Annotated in this window: 8 protein-coding genes; 6 read left to right on the top strand and 2 right to left on the bottom strand. The window is 57.9% G+C overall.

All coding sequences use genetic code 11. The features are described from left to right. Nucleotides 1-5: 5 nt before the first annotated feature. Together NHH03_RS10185 and NHH03_RS10180 are read right to left on the bottom strand one after the other, a co-directional pair. Nucleotides 6-338, bottom strand: a complete 333-nt coding sequence (locus NHH03_RS10185; RefSeq protein ID WP_253155829.1) for a hypothetical protein — start codon at nucleotides 336-338, stop codon at nucleotides 6-8. A 323-nt stretch (nucleotides 339-661) separates the two neighbouring features. After that, nucleotides 662-2554, bottom strand: a complete 1893-nt coding sequence (locus NHH03_RS10180; RefSeq protein WP_315861441.1) for an SLC13 family permease — start codon at nucleotides 2552-2554, stop codon at nucleotides 662-664. 153 nt (nucleotides 2555-2707) lie between these two features. Here NHH03_RS10180 and NHH03_RS10175 point away from each other — a divergent pair, with 153 nt between their 5' ends. The 6 genes from NHH03_RS10175 (at nucleotide 2708) to NHH03_RS10150 (ending at nucleotide 12125) form a co-directional block, all read left to right on the top strand. Next, nucleotides 2708-3433: a two-component system sensor histidine kinase NtrB gene (locus NHH03_RS10175; RefSeq protein WP_253155828.1), complete on the top strand. Its 726-nt coding sequence runs from the start codon at nucleotides 2708-2710 to the stop codon at nucleotides 3431-3433. A 7-nt stretch (nucleotides 3434-3440) separates the two neighbouring features. Further along, on the top strand, nucleotides 3441-6959 hold the full coding sequence (locus NHH03_RS10170) for an ABC transporter permease (RefSeq protein WP_253155826.1): 3519 nt from the start codon (nucleotides 3441-3443) through the stop codon (nucleotides 6957-6959). Then, on the top strand, nucleotides 6956-7702 hold the full coding sequence (locus NHH03_RS10165; protein WP_253155825.1) for a lipoate--protein ligase family protein: 747 nt from the start codon (nucleotides 6956-6958) through the stop codon (nucleotides 7700-7702). Before NHH03_RS10170 ends, NHH03_RS10165 begins: the two co-directional genes overlap by 4 nt. A 353-nt stretch (nucleotides 7703-8055) precedes the next feature. Continuing rightward, the gene (locus NHH03_RS10160) at nucleotides 8056-9963 is read left to right on the top strand and encodes an efflux RND transporter periplasmic adaptor subunit (protein ID WP_390895551.1); all 1908 of its coding nucleotides are present in this window, start codon (nucleotides 8056-8058) and stop codon (nucleotides 9961-9963) included. Between the two features lie 13 nt (nucleotides 9964-9976). Continuing rightward, a complete protein-coding gene (locus tag NHH03_RS10155; protein ID WP_253155823.1) occupies nucleotides 9977-10792 on the top strand; it encodes an ABC transporter ATP-binding protein in 816 nt (271 codons plus the stop codon). Nucleotide 10793: 1 nt separating this feature from the next. Continuing rightward, nucleotides 10794-12125 carry an ABC transporter permease gene (locus tag NHH03_RS10150; RefSeq protein WP_253155821.1) on the top strand — a complete coding sequence of 444 codons (1332 nt, stop codon included), beginning with the start codon at nucleotides 10794-10796 and terminating at the stop codon, nucleotides 12123-12125. The last annotated feature ends 112 nt before the right edge of the window (nucleotides 12126-12237 follow it).

Here is a 12237-nt window from a genome sequence, read left to right as displayed (position 1 = left end):
GCCCGTTAGGCGGCCGTCACGCCTTCGTGCAGCATCCGCTGCAATCGATCCAGCGCTGAAAACATGTCGTTCCACTCGCGAACGACATCCATCGTCGACAACGTGCGGGTGTCACCGGCGTCAAATCCGAGCTGGCTGACACGAACGACTTGGTCCATCACACGCACGCCGGCTGCCGCAGCCGATTCAGTTTTGGAAGTCGGCGTCGTTTGGTCATTGTCATCCACCGGCAGCACCTGCTGCATCGCTTGGTGAACCGCCCATAAAGCCGCTTTGCGACTCGATTCGGCTTCGACGGTGGTTCGTAGTGTGCCAGATTGAACGTAATACTTAGCCATATCCATTGCCTATTGGGGATTCAAAGTGGGTGGGGCAAACCCCAGGAATCCTGTCTTCCTTGGGTACTAGATACATCGCCGCCCCGCTGACACGTTCGGTCCCTCGCTGGCCGGTGAGCTGAAGTTGGGCTGTCGCCTAACAGATTGTTTTTTGGTAACCCGAAGCGTGAGAGAGGGATCCCGTTAACTGGCTAAATCCCTCGCTCACGCGTCGGGTTACCATAAAAGCGCAACTTCAAAACTGACGCGTCGGTTTACGGTAAGAGCGCTGGCTTCAAAACGCATGTTCGTTCGAGATGGGGCGCCAATTGCGGTGTTGTCCGTTAGTTGGCAATCGGGGCGAACGGAAACGCCCAGGGGATCACCGTCATGGCGACGGCAAACACGATCAACGACAATGGCAATCCGAACCGGAAGTAGTCGCTGACCCGATAGCCGCCAACGGTGTACACCATCAAATTCGTTTGATAGCCGAACGGGGTCAGGAAACTGGCCGAGGCGGCGATCATGACCGCGATGACAAACGGCAGTTCATCCACCCCCAGTGCTTCGGCCGAGCCGACCGCGACGGTCAACATGATCAGTGCCGCGGCGGTATTGGTGATCATCTCGGTGCACAGCATCGTGACCAGATAGACCAGCGCCAGTGACAGGTAGGGATTTCCCTGTGCCAAACCGATCAGTGATGTCGCCATGCTGTCAGCGGCTCCGCTTTGATGCAGGGCTTTGCCGATACCGATTGTCGCACCGATCACGATCAGGATTCGCCAATCGATGGCGCGGCGGGCTTCGTTGCTGGTGCAACAACGAAACAGGATCATTGCGATCGCGGCAGCCATCGCGGCGGACAGGATCGATGTGATATTGAACGCGGCAATCAGCACCATGCCGACCATGATCACGATGGCATGCCAGGCCCGATCGTGGCGGCGAATCGAATCGGACGCGACGCGGCTGACCAGATAAAAGTCTCTCAGTTCTTTCGCGCGGTGCAGAAACGATGGCGAGGCTTCTAGCAACAGCACGTCACCGGTTTCCAAACGCACGTCGCCGATTTTGCCTGACAGTCGACGGTCGCCGCGGGCCACTGCGACCACCGCGGCGTTGTAATTGCTGCGGAACCGGCCCTCGCGAATCGTCTTGCCCAACAGCGAGCAACGGGAGCTGACCACGGCTTCGATCAGCGTTCGCCGCCAAGCCGGAATCTCCAATTTTCGGCCCTGGTCATCGGGTGTTAACAAGCCACGGATTTTTCGCAGATCGACAACCGTGTCCAACGCACCGACCAGGATCAATGCGTCATCGGCCTGTAACCGTTCGGTCGGTTTGCCGGGGACCACACTGCCGCCACGTTGGATTTCTGCCAAGTACAACCCAGGCAGACTTCGCAGCCCGGCGTCTTCGATGGTTTTGCCGACCAACGGACCATTCGGGTCGACCTGCATTTCGACGGTGTATTTTTTGGGATCGTCGCTGACACTGACAGCGGGCCGACGCGACGGGATCAATTTTTCCGAGCACAGCACCATGTAGGCGACCCCCAGGATCGCAGCCGGGATGCCGACCCATGCCGGTGCAAAAAATCCGATCGCATGCCCACCATGTGCCGCGTACTCTTCGCGGACGATCAGATTGGTACTGGTGCCCATCACGGTGCACATGCCGCCAAGGATCGCGGCATAGGAAAGCGGCAACAGCAGCCGACTGGGGCTGGCTCCGACACGTTTGCAAACATCGTCGACGATCGGCATCAGTGCCGCGACGACGGGTGTGTTGTTCAAAAAGCCACTGACCGCTGCGACCGGCAATAAAATTCGCAGCTGGGCATCACGGAACGTTTTGGCTTGATCTAAAAACCAGCCGGTGGCCAATTTATTTCCGCCGGTCATCTCCAATCCCGACACGACGGCGAACAACAGCCCGATCGTCAACAAGCCTTGGTTGCCAAATCCCGCCACCGCGGCTGCCGGATCCGGCAGTGAGGGGCTGCCGGTCAGGTCTTGGACGACCACCAGCAACGCCAGAAACGCCATCGACAACAGATCCGTCGGGCCGAGCCGAAATGCCAAACTCACTAGCAAGCCGGCGGCGACGGCGAGCGAAAACCAGGCTTCCCAGATCATGATTGGCGGCTTTATGGAAAAGGCGAGAGAGCAAATCGGGCGGAATCGCAGAAACAGGACGACCGGCAAACCATAATCACTCGCAGCCGTCATGATCAGGCGTCGACCCGCTGGGCTCAGCTGTGCTGGCTGCCGCAGCACGGGCTGCCGCAGCGTGGGGCGACTATCTGATCGCCCCAGCATCGTTACAATCCTAGCTGACACCGCCCAAGGACTCCACGTTCGCTCCGCCGACTGCGTTGCACCATGACCGCCAACGACAACCCCTCCGCGATCGACGCTCTCCGAGAACAATACGAAGAACTCGCCGAGCTAGCAGGTTCTCTGGCGCATGAGATCAAAAATCCGTTGTCGGTGATTCACATGAATATCGACTTGCTCAGCGAAGATCTGGTCGATTGGAACAGTCCCGAGAGTCGCCGCTCGCTGGAACGCGTGAATATTGTCCGTGAACAATGCGAACGGATGCAGGGTTTGCTAAGGGATTTCTTGCGCTACGCGCGGCTTCGCGATATCGATCTGGTGTCGGGATCCCTGAACGATCAGATCGACACGGTCTTGCGTGCCTACAACGCCGAAGCGTCGATGCGTGGCGTGGAGATCAAGCGTTACCTGGACAGCGACCTGCCGTCGATCGCATTACACAGCGACTCACTGCAAGCCGCACTGATGAATCTGGTCAAAAATGCGCTCGAAGCGACAGGCAAAGGCGGGCAGTTGTTGGCACGCACCTACACTACCCAAACCAGTGTCGCGCTGGATTTGATCGACAGCGGACGCGGTGTCGACAACAACACCATCATGCACATGTTCGAACCGTTCTACACCACCAAAGACGGTGGCAGTGGGCTCGGATTACCGACGGCGCGCAAGATCATCGAAGCCCATGGCGGACGCATCAGCGTGCAAAGCGAAGTCGGCCGCGGAACGAAATTCACGCTGGAATTCCCCATTCTGAAACGACTCGGTTGATTCATTTATGTCAGCATCGCCCTCACCGACATCGCCTGGTTTGACGGTCGGCCGCATGGTCGCCGCGGGCGTTCGCTACAACTGGCGGACGTCACTGGCCGTCGCCTTGGGCGTGGCGATCGCAACCTCCGTCATCGTCGGCGCGCTGTTGGTCGGCGACTCGATGCGCGGCAGTCTGCGGGGGTTGACCATTGAACGACTCGGGAAGATCGATTCGGTCGTCGCGCCGGGCGGATTCTTTGCCAGCGATAGGGCTTCGGAAACGCTGGGGGTCGACGCCAACGACCTGGCGACCATCGTGTTGTTCGATCACGCGGTCATCGAAACCCGCAGTGAATCCGGGGTGCGGCGTTCGGGAGCCGTGCAAACCATCGGCTGTGACGAAGCGTTCTGGAAAATGGATGTCTCCGGGATCGCCCCGTCGGCCATGCCTGACCAGCAGTCGATCGTACTCACCGAATCATTGGCCACAGAGTTGGGTGTCCAGATCGGCGATCTGGTGACGGTGCGTTTGCCGGCCGAACAAGCCGTGCCGGCCGACAGTCCGTTGGGACGCAAGGATTTGCAAACCGAAGGCATTCCCCGGTTAAAGGTTCTCGACATTCTGCCCGATCGCGGCTTGGCACGGTTCTCGCTGGCACCGACCCAATCGGCTCCCAAGAACGTCTTTCTGTCGCGGGAATTGGTCGCTTCGGTGCTTGATCGTGAGGGCCAATCGAACGTGGCATTGTCGTCGGTTCCCATCGACCCCCAGCGTTTGCAAATCGAATTGGACGATTTGGGGATCAAGCTGCAGCGAGAAACCCAGCAGTTCGACGGCGAAACGATCTTTGATTACTACAGTGTCACCAGCGATCGATTGCTGTTGGATGAAACCGCGGTCGCAGCGATCACCGCTGCGCTGCCAGCTGGTTCAGTCACGGCGGCGATGACCTATTTGGCAAACGCGATTGAACAGGTCGATGACCAGGGCAACGTGATCGCCACGGTGCCCTACAGCACGATCACCGCGATGGATTCATCGCCCCAGTTGCCTTTGAATTTTGATCGTGACGACGCGGCTGACGACGGGGCAACCGACGTGGTTCCGATCGTCCTGAACTCTTGGGCGGCGGACCGACTGCAGGCCACCGCGGGAACACGGTTGACCATCGCCTATTACGAACCGGAAGTCAAAAACGGGAAAGAAGTTGAACGGACCTTTTCCGCGGTCGTGACCGATGTGGTTCCGATCACCGAGCCGGCCAAACGTTATTTCCGCCGCCGCCCGGCGGAGTTTGACAAGCCGCCGACACGCTACAACGACCCGCATCTGACGCCCAGTGTCCCCGGGGTCACCGACCAAGATTCGATGAGCGATTGGGATCTGCCATTTGAACTGACACGCGAGATTCCACGCGCCGACGATGATTACTGGAAGAACCACCGTCTGACCCCCAAAGCCTTTATCCCGTTGGCCGAGGGGCAGCGTTTGTTCGGCAGCCGATTCGGCAAAACCACCGGGCTGCGAATCGATCCGGATGTGGTCGCAGACGAACAACAGTTACAGCAAACCTTGATCACAGCGACGAAACCGTTGTTGCCAGAACTGGGATGGAGCGTCCGTTCGATTCGTCAGTCTCAACTGACCGCTTCCCAGGGCACCACGCCGTTTGACGGGCTGTTTCTGGCGCTCAGTTGTTTTGTGATTTTTTCAGCGGTGATGTTGATCGCCATGTTGTTCCGTTTAGGACTGACCGCCCGCAGCCAAGAGTTGGGGACGATGATGGCGATGGGGTTGCAGCGCCGACAGGTCAGCCGCATGTTTCTTGGCGAAGGGCTGATCATCGCGGCAATCGGAATGATTCTGGGGGTGATCGGCGGGATCGCTTATGCGGTGTTGGTGTTGGCGGCGCTGCGGACATTTTGGATCGGCGCGGTCACCGTTCCTTTTTTGACCTTTCACGCCAGCCCGCTCAGTTTGATCGGTGGTGCGGTCGCCGGCATGTTGATTGGGATCGGCACGCTGGCGTGGACAATGCGATCGATGCTGAAGAACCAGGTCGTCGATTTGTTGGGACGTCGTAGCAACGATGACAGGCAATCAATCGCGACGGCAACGACGGACGATGGCGATGCTGGGGCAGCTGCTTCGCAGCGCATCGGTTGGCTAGCGAATTGGCCTGGTCGGATCGGGCTGGGACTGTTCGGGTTAGCGATTGCAGCGGGCGTCGGTGGCGCGCTCTCGGGCGGGCAAACCGCGGCCGGGGGATTTGTCGGCGGCGGCATGCTGTTGCTGGTGGCAATCCTGATGGTCGTCTACGAGACACTGCGTCAATCTCGTCAGGCGTCGGACCAGCTCGGCAGTTACTCGTTGGGCAAGTTGGCTCGCAGCAATTCCACACGCGCGCCACTGCGCAGCACACTGACGATCGGATTGATGGCAACGGCATCTTTCTTGATCGTGGCGATTACAGCGTTTCGTTTGCAGCCGACCGACGAGGGGACCGGCGGATTTGACTTGATCGCCCAAGCGGCTCAGCCGTTGTACGAAGACCTGTCCGACCCAGGGGTGCAATCAGGCCTGTTGGGCGTCGATGCCAAGCGCTTTTCCGCCGCCACCGTGGTTTCGCTGCGCGTTCGCAGCGGGCAAGACGCCAGCTGTAACAACCTCTATCAAGCCACCGAACCGACGGTGTTGGGGGTGCCAGCGAGGGCCGCGGCCGAACTGGGGCGGTTTCGGTTTTATGCCGCCGGCGATCCGCCAGCTGCGGATCAAAATGCATGGGCATTGTTAGATCGCAAAGCCAGCGGAGCGGCCGACGATCCGATTCCAATGATCGTGGACCAGAACACCGCGATGTGGAGTTTGAAGATGATCCAGGGTGTCGGCGAGCGGAAAGCGTTCGTCTATGACAATCAAACGTTGCACTTCGAAGTCGTCGGGTTGTTGGAAAATTCGTTGCTGCAAGGCCGACTGATGATCGGCGAAAGCAATTTCGAAAAAGCATTTCCAGCGATCAGTGGCTACCAATTGGTTTTGATCGACGCGCCGGGCGACGACGTCGATTCAATTGCCCAATCGTTGGAGACTCGGTTGAGTGATGTGGGATTGGATGTGGCGGATGCCGGCGATGTGCTGAGCGGAATGATGGCGGTGCAAAACACTTATTTGCGAACATTCCAAAGTCTGGGTGGGTTGGGGTTGTTGTTGGGAACCGTCGGACTGGCCGTCGCACAGCTCCGAAACGTATTGGAACGTCGTAGCGAGTTGGCTGTGATGCGGGCGATCGGATTCACCAAGCAACGATTGGCGGCGATGGTGATGGGGGAAACTGCCACGCTGTTGTTGATGGGCGTCGGTTGTGGCGTCGTGTGTGCAGTGATCGCGGTGTTGCCCCATGCGTTGTCGAGCGGAATTCGCCCACCGATCATCGAACCGATTCTGTTGGTCTTGGGGATCGTCGTGTTTGGGTTGTTGGCCGGCTTGATTGCTGCGGGAAAAGTCGTGCGAATGCACTTGCTGGATTCACTGAGGGGCTCGTGATCAGAATCAGATTAGACCGCAGCGCCGACCAGCCTTGGTCTCCGGCGCGGCAATTGGCGCTAGACGAAGCTTTGTTGAACGCGGCTCAAGCCGGCCAAATCGGATCCAGTTTTCGCACTTGGGAATTGCATCAGCCGAGCGTGGTTTTGGGCCGCTCGTCGAAGTTGCGGATCGAAACCGACCCTGACTTCTGTAAACGCAACGGCATCGACATCTATCGTCGCTGCAGCGGCGGGGCGTCGATCGTCGGCGGTCCGGGTTGTCTGATGTACAGCGTGGTGTTGGCGATCAGCGACCACCCCCAAACCGGCAAGATCGATGGGGCGCACACGTTCGTCATGCAACGGGTGCTCGCAGCGGCACGTTGCCAATTGCCGGGCATCGAAATGCAAGGGATCTGTGATTTGACCTGGAACAATCAAAAGTTTTCCGGCAATGCATTGCGGATCACGCGCAGCCATGTGCTGTATCACGGCACGATCCTGTATGCCGCCGATCTGGCGTTAATCGCGGCCTGCCTGGCGACCGCCCCGCGACAGCCCGATTACCGACAGGGCCGCGACCACAGCGATTTTGTCACCAATGCGCCGCTGGAACCCCAACGATTCGCTGTCGATTTAGCGGCCGAGTTTCAGGTCGATGACGGCCCGTTGGCGACCGCGGTGCAGGCCGATCTGCTGCGTGCGGTCGACGAATTACAGCGTGATCGTTATGGCTGTCAAAATTGGCGTGATCGCCACTGAAGCGCGTCATCATCGCGGAAAAATCGTCCAAGATTGCGTCGTGATTTTTCTGTGTCTGGATTGTCGCCGTAGTAAACTGCACCGTTGCAGCAGGTTTGATCAAAAAAACCGGAATTCGATCGGCAGTTTGCCCATCGTTGCTGGGTTTTGATCCCCCGCAGCCACGACGGTTGGCCGATGAATCACGGTGGCTCAAGCCTGGAAACAGGGTGGAAGGACCGATGGGTGCCGACGAAAACGCCTGCTGCAACGAAACTTTCCCCCCGGATCATGGTTTGAACTGGTTGGTCGCCTTTCTCGCCCAGAGCGGCCCAAAGCGCCGGATCCCGCCCTCCAATCGCCTGTCTTTTTCCATGAATACGTCCCCCCCTTGTGCTGTGATGCCGTTTGGATCACATCGCCCGTCTCGTCGAAATCGTCAGGGAGGCACTTTTGGCGCCCTGATCGCATGCCTGTTGATTGCCGGCGTGTTGGGCACGGTCGGGTACCTGTACTTTTTTGACAACGGCGACGAAATCGACACCAGCGGCTTGATCACCCAAGCGGTCAGTCGCGGCCCCTTTGACCACATCGTGTTGGAACAGGGTGAAATCGAGAGTAGTAGTAACATCGAGGTGCTGTGCCAAGTGAAATCGCGTGGCAGTGGTACCGGTGGGACATCGATTTTGTGGGTGATCGACGAGGGCACGCGGGTCCAAGAGGGTGACAAACTGGTCGAACTCGACGCGTCACAGCTCGAACAAACGCTCAACGAAGACCAGATCAGCGTGATCGCGGCGGAAGCCAATGTGACCACCGCCAAGGCTGCGGTCGAACAGGCCGTCATCGCCCGCCAGGAATACCTGGAAGGCGTCTATATGACAGAGGAGCGGACGATTCTGAGTGCGAAACTGGTCGCCGAACAGGATTTGGTCATCGCCCAGCGGGCACTCGAAAGCAGTCAACGCTTGGTCGCCAAAGGGCTGATCAAATCGCTGCAACTGGACGCCGATCGATTCGCCCTTGCCAATGCACGAAACCAATTGGAAGCCGCCAATGGGCAACTGCGAGTGCTACAGAACCTCACCCGTAAAAAAATGTTGGTGCAGTTCGATAGCGATATCGAATCCGCACAGGCTCAATTGACTGCCTATCAGAGTGAGTTGAAAGAGCAACAAGCCCAGCTGGCTGAAACGAAACAACAGATCGCAAACTGTCTAATCGTGGCACCAGCGGCGGGAGTGGTCGTGCACGCCAACCGCTATAGCAGCCGCGGGGGAAATGCCGAGTTTGTCGTCGAAGCCGGTGCCACCGTGCGTGAACGACAGGAGCTGATTCGGCTGCCTGATCCCAGCAAAATGCAGGTCAAATGCAATATCAATGAATCCCGAATCACGTTGGTCAGCCCGGGTATGGCGGTGAAGATCGGCGTTGGGTCGCTGCCAGGTTTGGCGCTGCGAGGGCGCGTCACAAAAGTCAACCGGTATGCCGAGCCGAGCAGTTTCTTTAGCTCGTCGATCAAAGAATACGCCGTTTCGATTGATATCCTGAATCCACCCGAAGAAATTCGAACGGGGATGACCGCCGAGGTGCAGATCTTTGTCGAACAACTGGCCAACGCGCTGCAGATGCCGATTCAAGGTTTATATGAGCACGGCGGCAAAATGTACTCGCTGGTTCAAGAGGGCCCACAATCGTTTCGCACCGCCGAGGTCGAAATCGGTGCCACCAACGACACCATGGTCACGATCAAAGACGGTGTGAAAGAAGGCGACGTGGTGGTGTTGAACCTGCGTGAGCACCTGTCGTTGCTAGATCTGCCCGAGGTCGAATCGGTTGATAACAGTGAAATGCGTGACATCGCGGAAACCGCCCCCATTCTTGATGGGGACGAACGACCCGATCGCGGCCCAAGGATCCCCGGTGAAGAACGCGGCGAAGAAAGCGGTCGCAATCGTGGTGGCCCCGAGGGTGAAGGTGGGCCTGATGGTGAACGTGGACCGCGCGGCGAGCGTGGACCCCGTGGTGAGCGTGGTCCCGGGGATGGGCCTCCCGGCGGACCGGGTGGAGTCGGAGGTGGTGGTCGCCCCAACCCCGCTGCGATTGCTACCCGAATGATGGAAAATGCGGATCGCGACAGCGACGGAAAAATTTCCGCAGAAGAAATGAGTTCGGTCGACGCGGGGATGAAAGATCGTTTGGCTGAGGCCGATAGCGATGGTGATGGAACGGTGACGAAAGCCGAATTGATGACGATGCTGAAATCACGAATGGGGGGCTGAGTGAACTATGTCGATGACCGACGCCTATCGCTCTGCCGAGCCCAATTCTGATTCCTCCAGTACGACACCGAAACGACTGGCGACTTCGATCCGGAAACTTCAAAAGCACTATGTGCTCAAAAGTGAAACGGTCAAAGCGCTGCGTGGGGTTTCGTTTGATGTCCCCGAAGGCGACTACGTTGCCATCATGGGACCGTCCGGTAGCGGTAAAAGTACCCTGCTGAACCTGTTGGGATGCTTAGACAAACCGACCAAAGGATCGTTGATGTTGGGCGATGACGACATCGCTTCGATGACCGACGACCAATTGGCTGATATCCGATCGCAACGGATCGGATTTGTGTTTCAGTCGTATAACTTGATCCAGCAACTGAGTGTGGTTGAGAACATTCAGGTGCCGCTGTATTACCAGGGCAACATCGGGCCCAAAGAACGCGCCCGATCGATCGCATTGGCCGAACGCGTCGGGTTGGGTGAGCGCCTGGACCATCGCCCTTCCCAGCTTTCCGGTGGCCAGCAACAGCGGGTGGCGATCGCCCGTTCGCTAGTGAACGATCCCTATTTTGTCCTGGCGGACGAACCGACCGGGAACCTGGACTCGGTCACCACCGAAGAAATCTTGACGATCTTTGACGAACTCAACCAAGAGGGGCGAACGATCATCTTGGTGACGCACGAAGATTTTGTCGCCGACCGTGCCAAGCGAGTGGTCCGTCTGAAAGACGGCAAGCTTCACCGAGACGACGTCAATGCCCCGGCGGATCGTGAACGTGCGCGAGAAATGCAGCGAAAGGCTGTCGAAGAACTATTGAAAGAAGGCGATCGATAACATGCTGTGGCTGCGTACCCTGCGATTGGGCGTCAAGAGTCTGGCTTTGCACCCGTTGCGAAGTGCGCTGACGATGCTCGGTATTCTGATCGGCGTCTGGGCCGTGATTGTATTGACGGCGATCAGCCAAGGCGCCAGTGATCAGGTGCAAAAGCAGATCGAGTCGCTGGGTGCCAACACCATCATTGTCCGCAGCCAAAAACCGCCCGAAGAAAAATTGGCGGGTTCGCGATCTGTCCAATACGGATTGTTGCGCAACGACCTGGAAACCATTTTGGCCAGCGTTCCGACGATCGAAACGGCGATCCCGATCCGCGAAATTCGCCGCCAATTCACCTATCGCGATCGCATCGTTGATGGTCGATTGGTCGGTTGCACACCAGGCTATGCCGATGTCAATGCATTGGCGATCCGAGATCGTGGCGGACGTTTCTTGAGCGATGCCGATTGTGTCCGCAGCGACACCGTGTGCGTGATCTCAGCCGGTGTGGCGGAACGATTGTTTCCCTATGAAGACCCGATCGGCAAACGCGTCTACATCCCCGAAAGCAAGGATTACTACAAAGTCATCGGCGTCTTGGAAGATCGCAACCCTTCGGCCGCGATCGGTGGGTCCCTGGATTCCCAAGATTTCTCGTCGGATGTTTATGTACCGATCCAAACGATTCGCAAACGCGTCGGCGATACCATCGTCACCCGCCGCAGCGGACAGTTTCAAGTCGAAATCATGGAACTCAACCAGATCACGTTGCAGGTCGGCAGTGTCGATGAAGTTCGCTCGAGTGCAAAGATGATCGAATCATTGCTGGATCGAAACCACAAAGACGCCGGCGATGTGGCTGTGGTTGTCCCCTTGGAATTGCTCGAACAGGCACGCAATCTGCGAATGATGTTCCTGGGGATTGGGATTTTAATCGCCTGCATCTCGCTGATCGTCGGCGGGATCGGAATCATGAACATCATGTTGGCTAGCGTGACCGAACGGACACGCGAGATCGGGATTCGTCGCGCTCTGGGCGCCAAACGGGCTGACATCGTCCGCCAGTTCTTGGTGGAGACGTTGGTGCTCAGTTTCTGTGGTGCGGCGCTTGGTATCATGCTCGGCTTCTTAGGGCCGTTGATGTACGAAGGGCTGATCTATGTGGTCCGTGAAGGGTTTCCCGACAAATTTGCAGCGCTTCCGGACGCCATCCGCGAAGCCAAACCGTCCATCGTTTACGAAACCATCCCGTTGGCGGTCATCATTGCGATCACCGTCGGATTGGTCAGCGGTTTGTATCCTGCGATTCGCGCTGCCCGCATGAATCCGATCGACGCATTGCGACACGAATAGGCCTGGCTTGGCGGCTGACCCGAGCCCTGCGAACAAGCTCGTGCAGTAACGGGCTGTTGATCGAATCTTTGAAGGATCAACGACCGTGGGAATGGTAACCCGACGCGTCAGT

Source organism: Stieleria tagensis (genome assembly GCF_024129865.1).
GTDB classification, from domain to species: domain Bacteria; phylum Planctomycetota; class Planctomycetia; order Pirellulales; family Pirellulaceae; genus Stieleria; species Stieleria tagensis.
Note: the sequence above shows the minus strand (reverse complement) of the source record. Positions and strands in the feature narration are given on the sequence as shown.

Bases quoted from the DNA above. Each gene is read 5' to 3' on its own strand.
- NHH03_RS10185 (WP_253155829.1), bottom strand. From the start codon at position 338: ATGGCTAAGTATTACGTTCAATCTGGCACACTACGAACCACCGTCGAA.
- NHH03_RS10180 (WP_315861441.1), bottom strand. From the start codon at position 2,554: ATGACGGCTGCGAGTGATTATGGTTTGCCGGTCGTCCTGTTTCTGCGA.
- NHH03_RS10175 (WP_253155828.1), top strand. From the start codon at position 2,708: ATGACCGCCAACGACAACCCCTCCGCGATCGACGCTCTCCGAGAACAA.
- NHH03_RS10170 (WP_253155826.1), top strand. From the start codon at position 3,441: ATGTCAGCATCGCCCTCACCGACATCGCCTGGTTTGACGGTCGGCCGC.
- NHH03_RS10160 (WP_390895551.1), top strand. From the start codon at position 8,056: ATGAATACGTCCCCCCCTTGTGCTGTGATGCCGTTTGGATCACATCGC.
- NHH03_RS10155 (WP_253155823.1), top strand. From the start codon at position 9,977: ATGACCGACGCCTATCGCTCTGCCGAGCCCAATTCTGATTCCTCCAGT.
- NHH03_RS10150 (WP_253155821.1), top strand. From the start codon at position 10,794: ATGCTGTGGCTGCGTACCCTGCGATTGGGCGTCAAGAGTCTGGCTTTG.